This window comes from Dyella koreensis (assembly GCF_044904565.1).
GTDB classification, from domain to species: Bacteria; Pseudomonadota; Gammaproteobacteria; order Xanthomonadales; family Rhodanobacteraceae; genus Dyella_D; species Dyella_D koreensis.
The window spans coordinates 228,928-251,178 of sequence record NZ_JADIKD010000010.1 but is presented as its reverse complement, the minus strand read 5'-3'; the positions used below and the strand labels follow the sequence as shown (position 1 = coordinate 251,178).

Here is a 22,251-nt window from a genome sequence, read left to right as displayed (position 1 = left end):
TGATGCGCGCGCCACGGTGGATTCGGGTCCCTAACGTTCGACCATCGACTTCAATCGCGACAACGCACGGTCCCATTGCTGCGCAATGGTTTCGAGCGAGCGCCGCGCCTGCTCGAGCTGCGAAGGCTCGAACTCCCACAAGCGTTCACGCCCGAGTTTGACGTCGCGCACCAGCCCGGCATCCGCAAGGACTTGCAGATGTTTGGTCACCGCCTGGCGGGTGATGTCGGTACTGGTAGTGAGTTGCGCGATGGACATCGCGCCACCTGCGCAGAGCAGGGCGACCAGGCGCAGACGGGTGGCATCGCCCAGCGCGGCGAAGATCGGCGCGGAACGCTGCAGCACGGGTGTTTCCGCCGCGCTGCGTGTGGACGGCTTAGTGCGCGGCGACATACTTCTCGATGTTCTCCATCTGCTCGGTCCAGCCGCCGCTGTTCATGCGGTAGGCCTCGCTGCGGCGCTCCACCGGAATCCTGTCGAAGCCTGACTCGACGACGCGCAGCAGAGTGCCGTCGCTGGCTTCCTCCAAAGTGAACTCGACCAGCGTGGTCGGCTCCTTTGAGTAGTCGGCGTCCGGGTCGATGGCGTAGGGATGCCAGCGGAAAGCGAGGTAATGCTCGGGCTTCACACTTTCCACCAACGCTTCAAACACCAGGTGTTCGTAGCCGGGGTAGGTGATGTTGCCCTGCGTGTACTCGCCGGCGATGAAACGCTTGCCTTTGAGGGCGACGCCGAACCAGTCGCCGAAGGATTCGGCGTCGGCCAGCGCCCGCCACACGCGTGCGCGTGGGGCCTTGAGCAGGATCTGTCGTTCGATGCGATCAGTCGATGTGTTCATGGGCAACCTCCGGGTTGCATATTAGGTCGGGCGTTTTTCAAATGCAACTGTTTGGTTGCATGAGGCCGATGGGCCTCGATTAACGCTGTCGGACGGGCGGAATGTCGCTGCCCGTCCCATCGGCCCGGGACGGTGTTACCGTTCCGCGCTGTCGACGCAGTAGATCCGGTCAGCCCATGAATCACTCACTACGGCGGGCAGTCGCCGCCACCCTGATGCTCGCCGCCGCGCAGGCGTGCTGGGCGCAGACACCCAGGACGGTGTTGCTGGAAGAGCTCACCTGGACCGAGGTGCGCGACCAGGTCGCCGCGGGCAAGACCACCATCATCATTCCCATCGGCGGCACCGAGCAGAGCGGCCCCGGTATCGCGGTGGGCAAGCACAACGCGCGCGCCGCGTGGCTGGCGCAGCACATCGCGGAGCAGCTGGGCAATGCGCTGGTCGCGCCGGTGGTGAGCTACGCGCCGGAGCAGGGGCATGCCAAGTTCCCCGGCACCATCAGCGTGCCCGATGGCGCGTTCGAGCAGATCCTGGCCGCGGCTGCGCAGAGCTTCGCCGCGCATGGCTTCAAGAACGTGGTGTTCCTCGGCGACCACGGCGGCTACCAGAGCGATGTGAAGCAGGTCGTGGCGCAGCTCAACAAAGCCTGGGCCGGCAAGGCGGCCAAGGCCTTCGTGCCGCCGGCGTATTACCAGGCCAGCTCCGACGGCTATGCGCAAATGCTGCGCCAGCGCGGCTTCCGCGATGACGAAATCGGCACGCACGCGGGCCTGGCGGATACCTCATTGCAGTTGGCGGTGGCGCCGCAGATGGTCCGGCTGGACAAGCTCAAGGCCGGCCCCAAGCTGGGGGCGGCCGATGGTGTGTACGGCGGCGACCCGCGTCGCTCTAGCGTGGCGCTTGGGCAGGCAGGCATCGATGCTATCGTTGCGCAGACCGTGGATGCGATCCGCAAAGACACGGCCGGGCGCTGACTTTCCGCGCCCACTAGATTTAATCCCCAAAATTTTCGAGAACGGAATTCCCCATGATGTCTTCTCTCCGTAGCGTCTCGCGGCTCGCTTCCCTGACGAGTGCCGTGCTGGCTGGGCTTTGCTTCACTGGCGCCGCGATGGCCGCGTCGCCTGCCGTCAAGACGGTGCCCGGCATGCCTGCCGTACTGAACCCTGACAACATGTATACCGAGGCGCGCCTCAACAACTTCAGCCCCAACGTGAAGGGCGCGCTGGAGCGCATCTATGTGCCGAACCTGCGTTCCAATACGGTGTCGGTGATCGATCCGAAGACCTACAAGGTGGTCGACACTTTCCCGGTGGGCAGCAGCCCGCAGCACGTGGTGCCAGCGTGGGATCTGCAGACGCTGTGGGTCACCAACAACGCCGAGGGCAAGACCAACGGCAGCCTGACCCCGATCGACCCGAAGACCGGCAAGCCTGGCAAGGCGATCGAGGTCGACGACCCGTACAACATGTACTTCACGCCCGACGGCAAGGAAGCCATCGTGGTGGCCGAGGCGCATGCGCGCCTGGACTTCCGCGATGCGCACACCATGCAGCTGCGTAGCAGCCTGGATGCGCCGGAGTGCAAGGGCATCAACCATGCCGACTTCGCCATCGACGGCAGCTACGCCATCTTCACGTGCGAGTTCGGCGGCAAGCTGGTCAAGATCGACATGGTCAACCGCAAGGTGCTTGGCTATCTCGAGCTCGAGAAGAAGGGCATGCCGCAGGACATCCGCGTGTCGCCGGACGGCAAGATTTTCTACGTGGCCGACATGATGGCCGACGGTGTGTACGTGGTGGATGGCGCCAGCTTCACCAAGATCGGCTTCATCAAGACCGGCATCGGCACGCATGGCCTGTATCCCAGCCGTGACGCCACCAAGCTGTATGTGGCCAACCGCGGTTCCAACCATGTGCATGGCGAGCGCCGCGGCAACAAGAAGGGCATCAACAAGGGCAGTGTGTCGGTGATCGACTTCGCCACGCGCACCGTGGTGGCCAACTGGCCGATCCCCGGCGGCGGCAGCCCGGACATGGGTAACGTCAGCGCCGACGGCAAAGTGCTGTGGCTGTCGGGTCGCTACGATGATCTGGTCTATGCCTTCGACACGACCACCGGCGAGGTGCGCAAGATCAAGGTTGGCGCCGAGCCGCATGGACTGGCCGTGTGGCCGCAGCCGGGGCGTTACTCGCTGGGGCATACCGGCATCATGCGCTGAGGTTTGTAGCTCCTCCCCCTGCTGGCAGGGGGAGGTTGGGAGGGGGTGAGCCCTTGTGAAAACCTCTCCCGAGCCTTGTCTCAAGTACCTACCCCTCCCCAATCCTCCCCTGTCCCACGGGACTAGCTTCGCGTCGCGAGCAGGGGAGGGGGCAGAAGCTGCTTCTGCTTAAGCGCTGCTTTCCAGCAGATACGCAATCTTCTTGCCCTTCGGAAGTTGCTTGATCTCCCACTCCGCGCGCGACGCCGCCGCACGATCGGCATAAGCCCTCGATCCAATCAGCCGTAACGGCGGATGCGAGCGCGTATATCGGGCGCCGCGCCCCGCGACATGCGCTTCGTAGCGCGCGTCGAGATCATTGGTGATCCCCGCATAGAGCGACCCGTCGCGGCATTCGATCAGATACAGGCACCAGGGGCGGTCGTTGGTCGGCACGGTTCTACGCAGTCATGGCAATGGCTGCGGATGGTAGCCAAGCCGGTGCGGGAGCGGGCGGTTATAATTTCCAGCTCATTTCTCACGCAGGCCCCGCCGATGTCCGATATCCCCGCTTGTCCGCAGTGCGGCATGGAAAATACCTACCCCGACGGCGACAACTACGTTTGCGCCGATTGCGGTCACGAGTGGCCGATGGTGGCTGCCGCATCGACGGACGAGGGCACGGTGGTGCGCGACGTCAACGGTAACGTCCTCAACAGCGGCGACTCGGTGGTGGTGATCAAGGACCTCAAGGTGAAAGGTTCCTCCATCCCGCTCAAGCAGGGCACCGTGATCCGCAACATCCGACTGGTGGACGGCGACGCCGAGCACATCGAAGGCAACTCGGACAAGATCAAGGGGCTGGTGCTTAAGGTCTGCTTCCTCAAGAAAGCCTGAGGCTGCTTTTTGTAGGAGCGCACCCTGTGCGCGATCGGGCGCACCACTTCGCCGGGTTGTCGCGCACAGGGTGCGCTCCTACTGATACATCAGGGGATCACGGTGCCTTGGACGACGGCAGATCGCTTTCGTTCCTGCCGCGTGGCCCGGTGACGAGGGAGCCGCGTACGCCTTGCACCTGCACGTTGGCGACTGGGCGCGCTTCCAGTATCTGGCAGCGTCCGCCAGCCTCGTCCAGGCGCCTCACGTAGTCTGTTCCGACATAGACGCGAGCGTCGTGGGCATAAGTCACCCAGATACGTTTTACGCTGGTCAGACCGGGGCAAAGGCTGGTGTGGAGCAACCATGTCTGGTTGTCGTTCTGCGAGTGGATCAGTAGATCCCGGTTACCCAAGGCCTCCCACGATGCGTCGCGGTCGTTGACTTGCAGTGAGGCGACGGGATCACCGGCCTGACTTTGCAGCGAGGCCAACCTTGCTGCGGTGTCGTTTTCGTCGCGTGCCTGGGCGGTTCCAATGACAAGCGTGAGCGAGAGAGCGGCGAGTCCAAGCTTGGTTGCTTTCATACACACTCCTTTGGCATGACGGCAGATGGTGCGCCGAAGTCTGCGCCTTCGCGATCAGAGCCTACAAGTGCGTAGATAAGCGTGGCTCATTCATAGGCCTGCCGTTCGGCCCAGCTCTTACCCATTCAAGAATGACAATGCGGTCTCCGCCATCCTCGGTGAGGCGACGATGTCGTAATGCGTCAGATCCGGCAGGATCGCCAGGCGGTTGCGGGACATGTGTTCGCGCTGCCAGCCGGCGTCTTTCAGGCCGCCGCCAAGCAGCTGATAGAAGCGAATCTGATGTTCCGGACGGATCATGTCGCCGTCGCCAAAGATCAGCATGACCGGCATCGGAAGTTTGGCGACGTCGACGGACCAGTCGTAAGGCTGGCGGATCCAGTCGCCCATGGCATCGAGCAAGCGCGGGAAATCTTCTACGTGCGGCGCCACCGCCGCGTAGGCGTGATACATCGGGGTGTTTTGCATCATGGGTGCGGCTTCGGCGGATAGCATGACCTGTTGCGCGCGTATTTCCGGATACCAGCTGTCGTCTGCATACGGCGTGGAAATCAGGGCCAGCCGGCGCACATGTTCCGGATGCTGTACGGCCAGGCGCAGTGCCACGCTGCCGCCGAAGGAATAGCCCAGCACGTCGACCTGCGCATGGCCGAGCTCTTCGAGAAGCTCGGTCATGTCGTCGGCGATCGCTTCACAGCGGATCGGCCGATGGCCGAGCGAGCTGCGGCCGTGGCCTTGCAGGTCGACGGTGATCACCTGCCGCTGCCCGGTGAACGCCGGCAGCACCGGGCCAAACATGTCGGCGGTGCCGAGTCCGCCGTGCAGGAGCAGGAGCGGTTCGCCCTGACCGCGGACTTCGTAGTAGTAATCGACGCCATTGAGTTTCAGATGCCCGTTGCTGGCGGGCAGGGGGCTGATTGGCATGGCGGTTCCTCCTTGAGAATGTCGGGCCTTCGCGATGCCGTAAGCGGGCGTGCCGCATGTCGCGCTATATAGACGACGAATGGGCACGCCGCGAATCGACGGCTTCGCCAGTCACCAGTGCCGCACCAGCTGCTCCATCATGCCGCCGATAATCTGATGCGCCCGGCGTGTCGGGTGGTACTCGTCCCAGAACAGATAGGCATCCGGCGTAGCGCACGCGGGCTGCGGCACCGGAAAGGTGACCTCGCAGGCATCCGTGGTGTTGGTGATGCCGTAGCGCGCCGCGTTGTCGATGATCTGCCGCGTCTTGCCACCCCAGTCGAACAGCCGGATCGATAGCCCGTCGCGAACTTCGGCCGTATGCAGCGTTTCTTGCAAGCGTGTGTTGTAGCGCGAGGCGAACGCATCGGCGATGTTCGACTGGCCGGCGGAAAGAATGTACGGCAGGCCTTTCAGATAGAACGACTCGGAGACCAGAAAGCGGCGCGCGCCGAGTTCGGCGAGGCGATGCACAGCCAGCGCGGTGTTCTCCGCAGCGCGGTCAGCCATGTCCTGGATCGTGGCCGGCGTCTGCGTTCCGACAAACAGCGTGCCTGGCTGAGCGAAATCGATGAACTTGAAATAGTCGTTGGCGGAAATCGCCACGACATAGAGCGCATGCGGATCGGCGCGGAGGACGCCCAGATCATGCCGGAAACTGGCGACCTGGGCCTGGATGCCAGTGGCGGTGTAATCGTCCACCCAGGACTCGTAATTCTGGTCGCCGGACATGGCGCCGCCGACGGCATAGTCGGTCAGCTTCATATGCAGCGCGCTCGCGAGATCCTCCACCGCCACCAGACCGTTGGAATAGCGCCCTTGGTAGTAGAGCTTGGGATTGGGCATCACCACCGCATTCGGAACACCGGCGGCAACCGCCTTCGTAGTCAGGTTCAGCTTGACGCCGCTGTCGGTATAGCTGTCGCCGAACGCGAAAATCTGGGTGACGGTGGCATGTGCATCGCCGGCTTCACTCGCGCGCGGCACAACGCCTGACAAGGCAAATGCGGCCAGGGCCAGCAGTAAAAGCGAGTGCTGCCGGGTCGGCCGGCATGAGGGAAAGGCTTTCCACGTAGGGCTGTGCATGACCCGCTCCCGCCTCAGGGCAAGAGCGCGCACGCTAACTCGCGGCATGAATGCGCTTTGTGAATGCCATGTGTGGGCGCGAGGCATTCAAGTGCCGGCGCGAACAGCCGATAAATGCCCCAGGTGCGCCTTTTTCTCCACCAATGGCATTCGATCCCCGATGCGGGCACTATCGTGCCCAGCGGGGCGTCAAGCTTTCGCTTGTCGCGGAACCGGGCGCTCATTGTCTCCCCAGCAAGGTACCTCGCCACATGACCTTTCATAAGTCGCACTCGAAATGGTCGGCCAACCGCGTCGACTGGAGCGACCCGGATCTGGAAGCGCTGCTGCGCAGGTCGGAGAACTGGAAGCTCGACAACCGCGGCGCCTTCTCGCCGCAAGACGTACAAGTCCATATCGGCTGGGGCGCCAGCGGCGGCCGCCACGCCGTACTCGTATGGGAACGCGACCAAGCCCTCGTTCTCGAAACCAACTTCCCCATCCCCGCCAACGAACACGTCCGCATCGACCGCCCCACACCCACCGGCGTGCGCAGCGTATGGGGTACCGTGGTGGAAGGCCGCGAAGGTTATCGCGAGGAAGACAAGGCGAAAGGGATACACGTGCACTGGGTACACGTGCGCTGATTGGCTGGTTTGGCGCGCAGCAAATTCATTGGGACTAGCGACGCTGCGTAGCAGCGCCCTCCCAAGCACCCACCCCTCACCCCAGCTCTCTCCCCGGAGGGGAGAGGGAGCTGTATGCGTTGCTCTGCTCTGCTCGGCGATGCGAAGCGAGCCCGTAATGGGTCCCCTGTGGAGCGGTGAGGGTTGGACGATCAGGCCCCGAAGGGGGCGCAGGCAGGGATGCCTGCGCCTTTTCGACACGACATGGATGTCGTGTCGAAAAGCCCGGCCAACCCTCACGAACCCGTAGGCGAAGCCGGAGGGCGCGTAAGAGGGGTGCCTTTTCTTTTGGTTACTTTTCTTTGGGCAAGCAAAGAAAAGTAACTCGGCTCGCGGCAGCGAGACGAAAGCCCGCGGCAGGCGAACCGGGGCACGCACACGCAAACATCGAAGCGCACCACTACTGGATCCCTGCCTGCGCAGGGATGACGAAAGTAGGAGAGAGTGACTCAGGATCAGAACTCGCTCCCGGTGAAAGAGGGAGCGGGACGCCAAAGCATCAAGGCTTACTAAACCCCATATGCAAAGTAATCTGATCCCCCACCTTCAACCCCGCCATAGCCGCCGGCGGAAAATGCACCTTCAACGCCATCCCACCCGCCGTAACATCCACCGTCCCCGACTTCGGATCAGTCGCCATCACCGTCGCCGGCATCGTATGCATACCCTGCACATTGGCGTGCATGCTGCCCATCTTGTCCTGCGGCATAGCGTTTTGCGCCGCCACACTGCCGACGGCCAGCGCAAACCCAAGCGCGGCAAGCAGTGAAAGGCGCCGCATAGATGAAGTACTCATGGCGATCTCCCTCAAGAAAGCCCCGCTGCGACAGCAAAGCCTGCTCCCCACCCCGTGTAGATCGCCTGATTACAAGGTTAAGTCTCAGCGCAGATAAGCCCGCAACACGGCCAGCACCGGTTCCAGCTCATCGCTGCGCGAGCCCTTGGGCGCGACATGCTCCTTGAGATGGCCCTCCATCAACTGCAGCATCAAGCCCTGCACAGCGCCGCGGATCGACGCAACCTGCTGCAGGATGACGCCGCAGTCGTCGTCGGCCTCGATCGCGCGCTCCAGCGAGGCGACCTGGCCACTGATGCGGCGTACGCGGGAAATTAACGGTTTCTTGTTCTGCGCGATGTGGGCCATGGTCTGCTCCGGGCGTATCGATATAGTATGGGGGGGTATACTAAACCTCTGGCGCCATGAACACCGCACCCGATACCTCGCCCTACCTGCATTCCCATCAGTTCAACGATGGCAATCCGCTTGCGGAGAAGAACACGCTGCGCGCCACGGTGATCACCGCGGTGATGATGGTGGTCGAGATCACCGGCGGTTACATGCTGAACTCCATGGCCCTGCTGGCGGACGGCTGGCATATGAGTTCGCATGCGCTGGCGCTGGGGTTGTCGCTGGCGGCTTATGCGCTGGCGCGCAAACTCGCCCACGACGGCCGCTTCGCCTTCGGCACCTGGAAGATCGAAGTGCTGGGCGGCTACAGCAGTGCCTTGCTGCTGGGCGTGGTGGCGGCGCTGATGCTGTTCCAGTCGGTGGAGCGGTTGTTCGCGCCCAGCCCCATCCACTACAACGAAGCGATCGTGATCGCGGCCATCGGCCTGGGCGTGAATCTGCTATGCGCGTGGCTGCTGAAGGATGGTCATCACGGTCACGAACACGGTCATGCGCACGATCACGGCCACGATCATGTTCATGGACATCATGCCCACGACATCAATCTGCGTTCAGCCTACCTGCACGTGATCGCCGATGCGGCGACCTCGGTACTGGCCATCGCCGCGTTGCTGGGCGGCAAGTATTTCGGCGCGAGTTGGCTGGATCCGGTGATGGGTATCGTCGGCGCGTTCCTGGTCGCCAACTGGGCCGTCAGCCTGCTCAAACAGTCTGGCAGGGTCCTGCTGGATGCGGAGATGGATGCGCCGGTGGTGCAGGAAATCCGCGAGGTGGTCGTAGAACATTTCCCGTACGCCGCGGTGAGCGACCTCCACGTATGGCGGGTCGGCAAAGGACGCTTCGCCTGCATTCTCGGGCTGGTCAGCACGCAGCCGCTGACGGCCGCCGCGGTGCGCGGGCGCCTGGCGGTACACGAGGAGCTGGTTCACATCACGGTGGAAATCGCCGACGCTGGAAGTTCGCCCATGGCTTTCTTTCAGCGCGGAAGCGGCAACCGATAATCCTGCCTGCTTCTTAACCGTCGTATCGCGACGCGTTTTTCCTGACGTTCTTGCCGCCGGAATCCTTGCTGCGCCGATGTTTGCGAGGCAGCGGCGAGCCGATCCGGCGCAGGCGGGCGGCCCCTCAATGTGGCGAACGCAAATGAAGAAACATTACCCCCAACCCTTAATTTCGCAATTGTGCGCCATAGCCCCGCACTTCAGCATGCGCCCTGTCATAGGTCGGTCATGGTTGAAGGAGTCGTAGGACCCAGCCACCGGATCGGGGAGCCGGATCGGCCAGTGAAGCCGGTGGACGCCGTCCACCGCTCATAAAAATCTGCGGGGAGTGTATTGACCATGATCGAAAGAGTGCATGGCGGGGCTTCGTGTCACCCATTCAAGGCGCAGCAGCGGTTTTCCGGCGCGCGTCTTGCCGTTGCGGTGGCGATGGGCCTGGCCTTGATGTACGGGCCTGCGGCTCTCGCGCAACAGGCCAGCGACGGCGCCAACACTGCGACCCCGGCAGATAGCGCAGCCAAAGCCAAGCCCAAGAAGAAAGGGAGTGAGGCCGAGAAACCGGTTCAGAACCTCACCGGTGTCACCGTCACTGGCGTGCGCGCCAGCCTGCAGTCAGCCCAGCAGCTGAAGCAGAACGCCGACCAGATCGTCGACTCGGTCACCGCCGTGGATATCGGCGCGCTGCCCGATCGCAGCGTCACCGAGACCCTGCAGCGCATTAGCGGCGTCACCATCGATCACTTCATGGCGCGCAACGACCCGGATCATTTCTCCGCCGAAGGCAGCGGCGTGATGATCCGCGGCATGACGCAGGTCCGCGGCGAGTTGAACGGGCGCGACGTGTTCAGCGCCAACTCCGGCCGTGGCCTCAGCTTCGAGGACGTGCCGGCCGAGCTGATGGCCGGCGTGGACGTGTATAAGAATCCCTCCGCCGAGATCATCGAAGGCGGCATCGGCGGCACGGTCAATCTGCGCACGCGCCTGCCGTTCGACTCGCCGGGACGGGTGATCGGCTTCACCGGCGGCGTCAACGAAGGCGACTTCGCCAAGAAGAGCAAGCCGTCGGCTTCGTTCCTCTACAGCAATGTGTGGAAGACCGAGAACCATGGCGAATTCGGCGCCTTGTTCGACGTGGCTTTCTCCGAACTGGCCACGCGCTCGGACGGCATCCAGATGGAGCCTTACGTCAGGCGCAACGACGCCGCCGTACTCAAGGGCACCAATTTCGCTAACGTCTATGTGCCTGGCGGCGCCGACTGGCGCACGCTGGACTTCCAGCGCCGCCGCATCGGCCTGGCCGGCGCGCTGCAGTGGCGCCCCAACAAGGATCTGGAGCTGACCAGCCAGGTGCTGCGTTCTGATTACCGCATGCAATGGGACGAGTTCGGCGGCATCTTCAATGACACCAGCAACAACGTGCATCCGGCCGGCGGCGGCACCTTCAACTACGACAGCAATGGCGTGTTTCAGAGCGGCACGCTGGCGTCCGATTCGTGGCGCGGAAATCTGACGACCGACGGCGTGCGCTTCATGGCCGACCGCCGTTATGCGACCCAGCGCACCATCACCACCGACTGGTCCAACAGCCTCAAGTACAACATCAACGACCAGATGGTGCTGTACGCCGATGCGCAGTTCGTCAAGTCGACCAGCCAGTCGCTGGACTTCACCGTGTTCGACGCCACCTATCTGCCCGGCGTTACCCTGAACGTGCCCGGCGGATCCAAGCCGACCATCACCTCCGATCCCGCCTCCTACGCCACCAATCCGGCGAATTACTTCTGGAGCGCGGCGATGGATCACCATGAGCGGAACAAGGGGCTGGAGCGCGCCCTGCGGCTGGACCTCGAATACAACTTCGAGGACAGCAAATGGCTGCGTTACGTGAAATTCGGCGTGCGCGCCACCAGCCGCACCGAGCTGAACAAGAACAACGGCTACAACTGGGGCGTGGTTTCCGACAACTGGGCCGCCATCGATAGCCCGAGCGGACTGGCGGACCTGGCCACCTATCTGCCGGGTATGTCCTCGCTGTACGCGTATTCAAACTTCTTCCGCGGCAACGCCAGCATGCCGCCGCAGCTGTACTTCCCCAGCGACAAGCTGGTGCGCGACTATCACTACGCCTACCAGCAGCTGCATGCGTTTGGCTCGGCCACGGGCTGGGCGCCGCGCGATATCTATCGCAAGCAGGACATCAACGACCAGAGCGAAAAGACCAAGTCCGCCTACGGCGTGCTGTACTTCGGCAACGACGATGCGCTTGGCGTGCCGGTGGACGGCAACGTGGGCATCCGCCTGGTGCGCACCGACGTGACCGCGAGCGGCTACGGCCAGTTTCCGGACCTCACCACCAGCGGCGTCGACCCCAGCCTGAAGGCCATGTACTACGGCCAGTATTTCCCGCTGAACTTCAGCGGGCACTACAAGAACGCGCTGCCCAGCTTCAACCTGCGCTTCAAGTTCACCGACAGCCTGCAATGGCGACTGGCCGCGTCCCGGGCGATGAGCCGTCCGGACTTCACTCAGCTGCAGCCGTATCTGCAGATGGGTGCCACGCTCACCTCGGACAACACCGCGGTGACCAAGTGGAACGGCTCGGCCGGCAATCCGAACCTCAAGCCGATGCGCGCCAACCAGTACGACACCGCGCTGGAATGGTATTTCGCACCCACCGGCCAGCTGTACGCCACGCTGTTCTACAAGGACGTGCGCGACTACATCGCCAACCAGACGCGCACCGAGACCTACAACGGCCAGCCGTTCGAGGTGACCCGTCCGTACAACATGAGCAAGGGCAGGATCCGCGGCGGCGAATTGGGCTACCAGCAGTTCTTCGATTTCCTGCCCGGCTGGCTGAAGGGCTTCGGCGTGCAGGCCAACTTCACCTATGTCGACAGCAAGGGCGGCACCAACAGCGCCACCGATCCGTACTCCAACACCACCGTCACCGGTGTGGTACTGCCGCTGGAAGGCCTGTCCAAGCGCAGCTACAACCTGGTGGGCATGTACGAGTATGGCGACTGGTCGATGCGCCTGGCCTGGAACTGGCGCTCGCGCTACCTGCTGACCGCCAGCGACGTGGCCACCAAACTGCCGACCTGGTCGGACGATTACGGCCAGCTCGACGGCTCGATCATGTACCGCCTCAACAAGAACGTGCAGGTGGGCCTGCAGACCAACAATCTCACCAACTCCACCACCAAGGTCCTTATGGGACCGACCAGTTACGCGGACGGCACGGTCGACCACCGCCTGTACAACCGCGGCTGGTTCATCAACGATCGCCGCTACGAGTTGGTGATGCGCGCGTCGTTCTGAGATGGTAGCGCGCATCCGCACCATGATGGCGGCGCTGGCAGCCTGCCTGCTATGCGCCGCCAGCGCCGCCGCGGCCGACGATGCAGTGGCGTACCGCTATGCCAGCGTGCGTATCGGTGGCGGAGGTTTCGTCAGCGGGCTGCTGTTCCATCCTCTGGAACATGGCCTGTACTACGCACGCACCGATGTCGGCGGTGCCTATCGCTGGGACCGCTCTGCGGCGCAATGGGTGTCGGTAACGGACTGGATCGAAGCGAAGGACGAGAACCTGCTGGGAATCGACAGTTTCGCGGTCGACCCCAGCGATCCGGAGCGTGTCTATCTTGCCGGCGGTACCTACACCACGGAACGCGTCGGCAACGGAGCGATCCTGCGCTCAGCCGATCGCGGCAAGCATTTCGAGCGCGCGGACCTGCCGTTCAAGCTGGGTGGCAATGAGTTGGGGCGCGGCAATGGCGAGCGGTTGGCGGTGGACCCGCACGATGGCCGTGTGCTGTTCTTCGGCTCGCGCAGTGCCGGGTTGTGGCGTAGCGACGATCGTGGCGCGCACTGGGCTCGGGTCGACAGCTTCCCCGCCGTGGCGACATCGCCCTCGGCGAGCGCGGAAAACAGCTGGCGGCGCCAGGCCATCGGCATCGTGTTCGTGGTGTTCGAACCCGCTAGCGGCAAATCGGGCAAGCCGACGCCGACGCTTTATGCGGGTGTGTCCACCCGCGAGACCAGCCTGTTCCGCTCCGATGATGGCGGGCGCAGCTGGAAAGCCGTGCCGGGCCAACCGGCGGGCCTGCGTCCCAACCATATGGTGCGCGCTGGTGACGGCAGTTATTACCTGAGCTACGGCGACGAGCCCGGACCCGACGCCATGCATGCCGGTGCGGTGTGGAAATACGAGCCATCCGCGCAACGCTGGACCGACGTGACGCCGATGCCGCGCACCGCGCAGGACACTCAAGGCTTCGGCTGGGGCGCGGTAGCTGTCGATCCTCGCGATCCAAAGGTGGTGATGGCCGCCACTTTCTCGCGCTACACACCACGCGATGAACTGTTCCGCAGCACCGACGGCGGCGCGCATTGGCGCGCCGTGTTCCCGCACTCCGAATTCGATCACGGCACCACGGTGTGGACGCGCGAGCACACGCCGCACTGGCTGGCGTCCGTCGTCATCGATCCGTTCGATGCGGATCACGTGATGTTCGTCACCGGCTACGGCATCTGGGCGTCGCGCGATATGCGCGCGTTCGACCAGGACGGCACGGTGCACTGGACATTCCAGGACGAAGGGCTGGAAGAAACCGTGGCGCTTGGTTTGATCAGCCCGCCCGAAGGTGCGCATCTGCTTAGTGCGTTAGGCGATCTTGATGGCTATCGCCACGACGATCTGGATACGGCTCAGTTGCAGTTTGCCGCGCCGCCGCGTTACGCCAATAGCCAGAGCATCGACTATGCCGCCGCCAAGCCTGCGCTGATCGTGCGCAGCGGCTACCTGCGCAAGCCGTTCGGTGCCGCGGTCCGCGCTGCGTGGTCGCAGGATGGTGGCAAGCAGTGGAAAGCATTCGCCAGCGAGCCGCCAGAGGGGCAGGGTGCGGGCAATATGGCCATCGCGGCCGATGGTGGCGCGGTGCTGTGGGCGCCGGATCGCGCGCAGCATGTCTACCTCACCCGCGATTTCGGTCAGCATTGGCAAGCGGCGGAAGGTCTGGGAGTCGGTATGCATGTACTGGCGGACCGGGTCGACCCGAAACGTTTCTATGCCTACGACCGCAACTCCGGCGCACTCGCCGCAAGCCGCGATGGTGGTGCACATTTCGCCGCGATCGGCGGCGAGCTGGGCACAGCGGCGAAGGGGCGGGAACAGACGCGCGTGCAGGCGTCGCCAGATGCGGCCGGTGAGTTGTATGTCGCCAGTCGCGAGGGCGAACTGCTGCGCGGTGACGACACTGGTCGTGTCATCAAGCGGCTGCCCGGACTGACCGGTGTCGATGCTTTTGGCTTCGGTAAAGCGGCGCCGGGTCGAAGCGCACCGACTTTGTTCGTGGCCGGCCGCCTGCATGGCGCGCATGGCATCTTCCGTTCCGTCGACGATGGCGAGAGCTGGCAGCGCATTGACGATGCGGACCACCGCTATGGCCGCATCAGCCATCTCACCGGCGATCCGCGCGTGTTCGGCCGCCTTTACTTCGCCACCAGCGGGCGCGGGATTTTCTATGGCGAGCCGGCGGCGAAGGCGTCCCCATGAAATCCATCAAACCCTTTCTTGGCCAGGGACTGTCCATGCGCTCATCGTTTATCCGGCGCGTGCTGCTCGCAGCGTGCGCTTGCGTGTTCGCGGGTTCCGTGTTCGCCTCTGAACTGCCGAAGGTCGTCAATGACAACGGCCGTCATGCGCTATTCGTGGATGGCAAGCCGTATCTGATCCTCGGTGCGCAGGTGAACAACTCCAGCAACTGGCCGGACATGCTCGGCGAGGTGTGGCCGGCGATCGAGCGGATGCAGGCCAATACCGTGCAAGTGCCGATTGCATGGGAGCAGATCGAGCCGAAGGAAGGACAGTTTGATTTCAGCTTTCTCGACACCCTGGTGGCGCAGGCGCGCGAGCATCACGTACGGCTGGTGCTGCTGTGGTTCGCCACCTGGAAGAACAACGGGCCGGCTTATGCACCATCGTGGGTGAAGCTGGATAACCGTCGCTTTCCGCGCATGATCAACCGCGAGGGCAAGCAGCTCGGTTCACTGTCGCCGCACGTCGCGGCCACGCTGGAGGCGGATCGCAAGGCCTTCGTACAGCTGATGACGCATTTGCGTGCGCTCGATGGCGAGCAGTACACCGTCATCATGGTGCAGGTGGAGAACGAGTCCGGTACCTACGGCACCGACCGTGATCACTCTTCTGCCGCGGATGCGCTGTTCGCCGGCAAAGTGCCGGAGCCGCTGCTGCATGCCACCGGCAAGTCGGCGGGCAGCTGGAGCCAGGTGTTCGGTGCGGACGCGGCCGAATATTTCCAGGCATGGTCGGTAGCGCACTACATCGATCAGATCGCCGCCGCGGGCAAGGCGGTGTATCCGCTGCCGATGTACGTCAATGTGGCACTGCGCGATCCCTTCAAGCCCGGGCCGCCTGGCAGCTATGCCAGCGGCGGGCCGACCGACAACGTGCTGCACATATGGAAAGCCGCCGCGCCCGCGCTGGACGTGCTGGCACCCGATATCTACATGCGCGATTACCCGCGATACACCGCCGTGCTGGAGCGCTACGCACGCAAGGACAATCCGTTGTTCGTCGCCGAGACCGGCAATGACAAGGTGTACGCACGCTACCTGTATGCCGCGCTCGGCCATCACGCCATCGGCTTCTCGCCGTTCGGCATGGACTACACCGGTTACGCCAACTATCCACTGGGCGCGCGCAAGCTCGACGAAGCCACGCTCGACGCGTTCGCGGCGAACTATCGCGTGCTGGCACCGATGGTGAGCGAGATTGCTGCCGCTGGTTACGCTAATCAGTTGTGGGGCGCCGCCGAGCCGGAAGCCACGCACGAGCAGATGCTGGACCTCGGCGACTGGCAGGTGCACCTCGGCTATGGCCAGTTGCAGTTCGGCGTCGATCCGCCGCAAGGCAACGCGGAGCTCGACGGCGGTGTGCTGATCGCGCGGCTTGGCCCCGACGAATACCTGGTGACCGGCCGCAACGTGCGCGTGAATTTCTTCCCGGGCCGCGAACGCAAGGACATCCATTTTCTGCTCGACCGTGTCGAAGAGGGCCATTACGACCATGGCCGCTGGATCTTCCGCCGCCTGTGGAACGGCGACCAGACCGACTACGGTTTGAATTTCACCGGCCAGCCGCAGGTGCTGCGGGTCAAACTGGCTACGTACTGAGGAACACCATGCGCAAGACTGTGCTTGCCTGGGCGCTGCTGGCGTCCGTATCCATCACTTATGCCTCCGACTTTGCGCTGCCACCACCCAACGATGCCGGTGTCGATCAGCGCGTGGATAGCTTGTTAGGCAAGCTCACGCTGGAACAGAAGGTGTCGCTGCTAGGTGGTGTGGACGGCTTCTATACGCGCGATATTCCGCAGATTGGCCTGCCGCGCATCGCCATGTCCGATGGCCCCATCGGTGTACGTGCGCCTGGGCCTTCCAATGCGTATGCCGCTGGCATCGGCCTGGCGGCGAGCTGGGACCCGGCGCTGGCCGAGCGCGTGGGCAACGCGATGGGCCTCGACGCGCGGGCACGCGGCATCGGCTTTCTGCTCGGCCCCGGCGTGAACATGTATCGCGCGCCGCAGAACGGCCGCAACATGGAGTACTACGGCGAAGACCCGTATCTCGCCGGCAAGATCGCGGTGGGTTTGATCCGTGGCGTGCAGGGGCAGGGCGTGGTCGCTACCGTCAAGCACTTCGCCGCCAATAACTCCGAGTACGATCGCCGTCACCTCGACACGCTGATCGACGAACGCACCCTGCGCGAGATCTACCTGCCGGCGTTCGAGATGGCGGTGAAGGAAGGGCAGGTCGGCGCGGTGATGAGCAGCTATAACCTGGTCAACGGCGACTACCTCGCCGAGAACCGCCGTATCAGCCACGACATCCTGAAACAAGAATGGGGCTTCAACGGTCTCTTCATGTCCGACTGGGGAGCCACTCACGACGGCATCAAGGCGTTCAAGGCCGGTCTGGATCTGGAGATGCCCGGGCCCGAAGCGATGACGCCCAAGTTGACGCTGGATGGTTTGCGCGACGGCGCGCTGTCGCGCGACGATCTCGACGACAAGGCTCGGCGCCTGTTGCGTACCGCGGTACGTTTCGGCTTCCTCGATCGCGCGGCACGCGATTACGGCATTCCGCTGTTGGGTGGCGAGTCCGATCAGGCGGCGCTGGATTCCGCGCGCGAGGCGCTGGTGCTGCTGAAGAACGAGCACGACACACTGCCGTTCGACGCGAACCGCATGAAGACCATCGCCGTGATCGGTCCGGCCGCGTATCCCGGCGCCGGCAGCGCGGGCGGCAGCTCGCACATCGATGCGTTCCGTACGGAGAGCATCCTCACCGGCGTGATGGATAAGGCGGGCGCGAAAGTGCGTGTGCTGTACAGCCGCGGCCTGCCGAGTACCGACGAGGTGTTCAAGAAGGAAGTATTCGTCACCACCGATGGCCACAGCGGCCTGCTGCGCGAGACCTTTGGCAATCCGGATTTCGCCGGACAGCCGATCGACCACACGGTAAACACCAAGATCGATCAATGGAAGCCGGAGCTATGGACCACGCCGGCGACCGACCGCCAGAGCATCCGCTGGAGTGGCCGCTACGTACCGCAGGCCACCGGCAAGTATCTGTTCCTCACCGCCGCTGCGAGCAACGACACCTACACGCTTTATCTCGACGGCAAGCCGGTTATCGAACAGCCGCTGCGCGAAGGCCAGGCACCGCACTACACGGTCGTGTCGCTGCAGGTCGGCAAGCCGGTGGAAGTGCGGCTCGACTATCGCCCCGACGTCAGCTATAGCCGCATGAGCCTGGGTGCCATCGCGGTGGACAAGATGATCCCGGAAGACGCACGCAAGATGGCGGTGATGGCCGATGCGGCCGTGGTCGCTGTCGGTTACGACGCCACGTCGGAGAGCGAGGCCTTCGACCGCAGTTTCGATCTGCCATGGGGGCAGGAGGCACTGATCGAGGCGGTGGCCGCGGCGAACAAGCGCACCGTGGTCACGGTGACCTCCGGTGGCGCGTATGCCACGGATCGCTGGCTGGACAAGGTGCCGGCGTTGCTGCAGAACTGGTATCCGGGTGACGAAGGCGGCAAGGCGATTGCCGAAGTGCTGTTCGGCGACCGCTCGCCGGAAGGCAAGCTGCCGATCAGTTTCGAGCACCGCTGGCAGGACAATCCGACGCACGATTTCTATGACGCGACTACTGCTGCCTCGGGACGGCCGACGGTGCGTTACGGCGAAGGCGTGTTCCTCGGCTATCGCTGGTACACCAGCCACCCGCGCCAGACGCAGCCGTTGTTCGCGTTCGGCCATGGGCTTTCATATACGCGCTTCGATTTCAGCAACCTCACACTGTCGCCGGCCAAGCCGACGACGGACGGTCCCGTCACGGTGTCATTCGACGTGCGCAACAGCGGCGCGCGCGAAGGCGCCGAAGTGGCGCAGGTCTATGTGGGCGATCCGTCCGCCGCCGTGCCGCGCCCGGCCAAGGAATTGAAGGCTTTCAGCAAGGTGCGGCTGGCACCGGGCCAGACGCAGCGCGTCACGCTCAGCCTCGATCGCCGCGCCTTTGCCTATTACGACGTGAAGAGCCATGACTGGAAAGTCGATGCAGGCCGCTTCCGCATCTACGTGGGCAACGCCTCCGACCACACTCCGCTCAGCGCCGATCTCACGCTCGGGAAGCAGCCATGATTCGTCCGTCGTTGAAATGGTTTCCACTCTGCGCTGTCGCGCTCGCCGTACTCGTGGGCTGCGGCAAGTCGCCTTCGACCGAAGGCTCGGCCGCGAGCAGTCACGCACAGAAGCTGGATGACGGCGTGATCGTGCGGCTCGACGGTTCGCCGCAAAAGGTACGCCTGCAGCTGGTGGACGAGCGCATCGTGCATGTCACCGCCACGCCCGATGGCAACTTCGAGCTGCCGGCCAGCCTGATGGCGCTGAAGAGCGGTGGCGATGCGCGTTTCACTTTCAGCGAAAGCGCGGACGCGGTGACGCTGAAGACAGCGAAGCTGTCCGCGCAGGTATCGCTGCGCGATGGCGCCGTGCATTTCTTCGATGCCGCCGGCAAGCCGGTGCTGGCGGAGCGCGCGGGCGGGCGCAGCTTCGAGCCGACCATGGTCGACGGCAAGCCGTTCTACGCGATCCGCCAGCGCTTCGACTCGCCGGCCGACGAGGCCTTCTACGGTCTGGGTCAGCACCAGAATCGCCAGATGAACTACAAGGGCGAGGATGTGGAACTGGCCCAGCACAACATCGACGTGGGCATTCCGTTCGTGGTGTCGTCGCGCAACTACGGCCTGCTGTGGGACAACAATTCGATCACCCGCTTTGGTGATCCGCGCGAGTACCAGCCGCTGAGCCAGTCGCTCAAGGTGTACGACGCCGAGGGCAAGCCCGGCGGTCTTACCGCGAGCTATTACGTGGGCGACGCGCTCAAGGTGAAGCGCGTCGAGGCGCAGCCGGACTACCAGTACCTCAAGGATCTGAAGCAGTGGCCGGCCGAATCGCCCGCCAAGACCACCAGCAAGGTGGTGTGGGAAGGCAGCATCGAGCCGGCAGTGTCCGGCGAACACAAGTTCCGCCTGTATTCGAGCAGCTACGCCAAGGTGTTTCTCGACGGCAAGCCGGTGTACGACGACTGGCGACAGAACTGGAACCCCTGGTATCACAACCTGCGCCTGCCGATGGAAGCGGGCAGCCGTCACAGCCTGCGTATCGAGTGGGAGCCGGACAGCGGTTACCTCACCATGCTGCATCTCGACCCGCTGGCTGGCGGCGAGCAGAGCGAGCTGTCGCTGTTCTCCGAGCTGGGGCATGCGGTGGACTATTACTTTGTCGCGGGCGACAACCTCGACCAGGTGATCGCCGGCTACCGCACGATCACCGGCAAGGCCACCATGCTGCCGCGCTGGGCCTACGGTTTCTGGCAAAGCCGCGAGCGCTACAAGACCCAGGCCGAAATTCTCGACACCGCCAAGCGCTACCGCGAACTGGGCCTGCCCATCGACAACATCGTGGAAGACTGGAGCTACTGGCCGGAGAACGCCTGGGGCTCGCACGACTTCGACGCCGCGCGCTTCCCCGATCCCAAGGGCATGCTCGACCAGCTGCACGCCATGCACATGCAGCTGATGATCTCGGTGTGGCCCAAGTTCTATCCCAGCACCAAGAACTATCAGGAGCTCGATGCCAAGGGCTATATCTACCGCCGCAATGTGGAGCAGGGCGAGCTGGACTGGATCGGCAAGGGCTACCTGAATTCGTTCTACGACCCGTATGCGAAAGAAGCGCGCCAGATCTACTGGCGGCAGATCCACGACAAACTCGGCGTGCTTGGCATGGACGGCTGGTGGCTCGATGCGTCAGAGCCGGATATCCATTCCAACCTAGACATCGCCGAACGCAAACTGCGCATGGGGCCGACTGCGCTCGGTCCTGGCGCGGCGTTCTTCAATTCCTATCCGTTGATGCACACCACCGGTGTGTATCAGGGCTCGCGCGAAAACGATCCGGATCGCCGCGTCTTCATCCTCACCCGCTCGGCCTTCGCTGGACAGCAGCGCAACGCCGCGGCGACGTGGAGCGGCGACGTGGTTTCGCGCTGGAGCAACCTGCACGACCAGATCTCCGCTGGCATCAACTTCTCCATGTCCGGCATCCCCAACTGGACCACTGACATCGGCGGCTTCGCCCTGGAGAAGCGCTACGAAACCACCACGCCCACTGCGGCTGATCTGGCCGAGTGGCGTGAACTCAACCTGCGCTGGTTCCAGTTCGGCACCTTCAGTCCGCTGTTCCGTTCGCATGGGCAGTTCCCGTACCGCGAGATCTACAGCCTCGCGTCACCCGGCACACCCATGTATGAAGCGCTCGCCTACTACGACCGCCTGCGCTATCGCCTGATGCCCTACATCTACACCCTCGCCGGCGACACCTACTGGAAAGACAGCAGCATCATACGCGGCCTGCCGATGGACTTCCCCGGCGACGCCAACGTCCGCAACATCAACGACGAATACCTGTTCGGCCCCGCCTTCCTCGTCGCTCCGGTGACCGAGTACCGCGCCACCTCGCGCCAGGTCTACCTGCCCGCCGGCACTGCCTGGTACGACTTCCGCAGCGGCCAGCGCCACGACGGCGGCACCACCATCACCGCCGACGCCCCACCCGAACGCATGCCCATCTTCGTCCGCGCCGGCTCCATCGTGCCCACCGGCCCCGCCATCCAATACACCGGCGAAAAACCTGACGCACCCATCACCCTGCTGATCTACAGCGGGGACAACGGCCAGTTCTCCCTCTACGAAGACGAAGGCACCAACTACGGTTACGAGAAAGGACACTATTCGCGCATACCGCTCAGCTATGACGAAGCCGGCGGCAAGTTGACCCTGGGCAAGCGCGAAGGCGATGGCAGCGGGGCACCAGCGAAGCGGAAATTTGTGATCCGGCGTATCGATGGCAGCAAACCGAATGCGGATGGCAATGATGTAAGCGAAGACATCAGTGTCGACTACGACGGCGCAGAGCAAAAGGTGGCGCTGAAGACCAAATAGCAACGCCATGGGTAGGAGCCCACCCTGTGGGCGATCGTCTTTTCAGATTGCCCCGCGCAAGGGAATTACTCGGGCCATCCATGGCCCACGCCCTTCGGGCGGCTTTCGCCGTGCAAACCGGCAGTCCTGCCGGTTTGTCGCGCACAGGGTGCGCTCCTACCCATATCCCATTTCAACGTTATCGTGAGCACCCACCCCTCACCCCAACCCTCTCCCCGGAGGGGAGAGGGAGCTGTTGCTCTGAATGCTCTGAAA

18 protein-coding genes are annotated in these 22,251 nt (G+C 63.7%); 10 read left to right on the top strand and 8 right to left on the bottom strand.

Annotated elements, in window-relative coordinates; all coding sequences use genetic code 11:
• Positions 1-30: 30 nt before the first annotated feature.
• Both ISS97_RS10765 and ISS97_RS10760 read right to left on the bottom strand, forming a co-directional pair.
• Positions 31-393 carry an ArsR/SmtB family transcription factor gene (locus tag ISS97_RS10765; protein WP_379986695.1) on the bottom strand — a complete coding sequence of 121 codons (363 nt, stop codon included), beginning with the start codon at positions 391-393 and terminating at the stop codon, positions 31-33.
• Complete coding sequence (locus tag ISS97_RS10760; protein ID WP_379986696.1) at positions 377-838, bottom strand: SRPBCC family protein; 462 nt, start codon at positions 836-838, stop codon at positions 377-379. Before ISS97_RS10760 ends, ISS97_RS10765 begins: the two co-directional genes overlap by 17 nt.
• A 176-nt stretch (positions 839-1,014) precedes the next feature.
• Between ISS97_RS10760 and ISS97_RS10755 the strand changes: the two genes are divergently transcribed.
• Both ISS97_RS10755 and ISS97_RS10750 read left to right on the top strand, forming a co-directional pair.
• Entirely contained in the window at positions 1,015-1,812 is a 798-nt protein-coding gene (locus ISS97_RS10755) for a creatininase family protein (protein ID WP_379986697.1), read from the top strand.
• A gap of 53 nt (positions 1,813-1,865) precedes the next feature.
• Positions 1,866-3,059, top strand: a complete 1,194-nt coding sequence (locus ISS97_RS10750; RefSeq protein WP_379986698.1) for a YVTN family beta-propeller repeat protein — start codon at positions 1,866-1,868, stop codon at positions 3,057-3,059.
• Positions 3,060-3,227: 168 nt separating this feature from the next.
• Here ISS97_RS10750 and ISS97_RS10745 read toward each other — a convergent pair whose 3' ends face one another.
• Complete coding sequence (locus ISS97_RS10745; protein WP_379986699.1) at positions 3,228-3,494, bottom strand: GIY-YIG nuclease family protein; 267 nt, start codon at positions 3,492-3,494, stop codon at positions 3,228-3,230.
• Positions 3,495-3,593: 99 nt separating this feature from the next.
• Here ISS97_RS10745 and ISS97_RS10740 point away from each other — a divergent pair, with 99 nt between their 5' ends.
• A complete protein-coding gene (locus ISS97_RS10740; protein ID WP_379986700.1) occupies positions 3,594-3,935 on the top strand; it encodes a zinc ribbon domain-containing protein YjdM in 342 nt (113 codons plus the stop codon).
• 97 nt (positions 3,936-4,032) lie between these two features.
• On the opposite strand, the gene ISS97_RS10735 is transcribed toward ISS97_RS10740, so the two are convergent.
• The 3 genes from ISS97_RS10735 to ISS97_RS10725 form a co-directional block, all read right to left on the bottom strand.
• The gene (locus tag ISS97_RS10735; RefSeq protein ID WP_379986701.1) at positions 4,033-4,500 is read right to left on the bottom strand and encodes a DUF6491 family protein; all 468 of its coding nucleotides are present in this window, start codon (positions 4,498-4,500) and stop codon (positions 4,033-4,035) included.
• Between the two features lie 117 nt (positions 4,501-4,617).
• Positions 4,618-5,424 carry an alpha/beta fold hydrolase gene (locus ISS97_RS10730; protein ID WP_379986702.1) on the bottom strand — a complete coding sequence of 269 codons (807 nt, stop codon included), beginning with the start codon at positions 5,422-5,424 and terminating at the stop codon, positions 4,618-4,620.
• Between the two features lie 111 nt (positions 5,425-5,535).
• A complete protein-coding gene (locus ISS97_RS10725) occupies positions 5,536-6,549 on the bottom strand; it encodes an SGNH/GDSL hydrolase family protein (RefSeq protein WP_379986703.1) in 1,014 nt (337 codons plus the stop codon).
• A gap of 251 nt (positions 6,550-6,800) precedes the next feature.
• Here ISS97_RS10725 and ISS97_RS10720 point away from each other — a divergent pair, with 251 nt between their 5' ends.
• On the top strand, positions 6,801-7,175 hold the full coding sequence (locus tag ISS97_RS10720; RefSeq protein ID WP_379986704.1) for a hypothetical protein: 375 nt from the start codon (positions 6,801-6,803) through the stop codon (positions 7,173-7,175).
• 538 nt (positions 7,176-7,713) lie between these two features.
• Here ISS97_RS10720 and ISS97_RS10715 read toward each other — a convergent pair.
• Both ISS97_RS10715 and ISS97_RS10710 read right to left on the bottom strand, forming a co-directional pair.
• Positions 7,714-8,010, bottom strand: coding sequence for a hypothetical protein (locus ISS97_RS10715; protein WP_379986705.1), 297 nt, complete (start codon positions 8,008-8,010; stop codon positions 7,714-7,716).
• 84 nt (positions 8,011-8,094) lie between these two features.
• Positions 8,095-8,358, bottom strand: a complete 264-nt coding sequence (locus ISS97_RS10710; RefSeq protein ID WP_379986706.1) for a metal/formaldehyde-sensitive transcriptional repressor — start codon at positions 8,356-8,358, stop codon at positions 8,095-8,097.
• Positions 8,359-8,414: 56 nt separating this feature from the next.
• On the opposite strand from ISS97_RS10710, the gene dmeF reads away from it, so the two are divergent.
• The 6 genes from dmeF to ISS97_RS10680 all read left to right on the top strand — a co-directional run bounded on the left by dmeF (position 8,415) and on the right by ISS97_RS10680 (position 21,996).
• A complete protein-coding gene (gene dmeF, locus ISS97_RS10705; protein WP_379986707.1) occupies positions 8,415-9,404 on the top strand; it encodes a CDF family Co(II)/Ni(II) efflux transporter DmeF in 990 nt (329 codons plus the stop codon).
• Between the two features lie 429 nt (positions 9,405-9,833).
• Positions 9,834-12,725 (top strand): TonB-dependent receptor, encoded by a 2,892-nt coding sequence (locus tag ISS97_RS10700; RefSeq protein ID WP_379986893.1) that lies wholly within the window; start codon positions 9,834-9,836, stop codon positions 12,723-12,725.
• A gap of 1 nt (position 12,726) precedes the next feature.
• A complete protein-coding gene (locus ISS97_RS10695; RefSeq protein ID WP_404580097.1) occupies positions 12,727-14,961 on the top strand; it encodes a beta propeller repeat protein in 2,235 nt (744 codons plus the stop codon).
• Complete coding sequence (locus tag ISS97_RS10690) at positions 14,958-16,601, top strand: GH35 family beta-galactosidase (RefSeq protein WP_379986708.1); 1,644 nt, start codon at positions 14,958-14,960, stop codon at positions 16,599-16,601. Before ISS97_RS10695 ends, ISS97_RS10690 begins: the two co-directional genes overlap by 4 nt.
• An 8-nt stretch (positions 16,602-16,609) precedes the next feature.
• Complete coding sequence (locus tag ISS97_RS10685) at positions 16,610-19,132, top strand: glycoside hydrolase family 3 C-terminal domain-containing protein (protein ID WP_379986709.1); 2,523 nt, start codon at positions 16,610-16,612, stop codon at positions 19,130-19,132.
• The gene (locus ISS97_RS10680) at positions 19,129-21,996 is read left to right on the top strand and encodes a TIM-barrel domain-containing protein (protein WP_379986710.1); all 2,868 of its coding nucleotides are present in this window, start codon (positions 19,129-19,131) and stop codon (positions 21,994-21,996) included. The genes ISS97_RS10685 and ISS97_RS10680 overlap by 4 nt, the downstream gene beginning before the upstream one ends.
• Positions 21,997-22,251 lie beyond the last annotated feature (255 nt).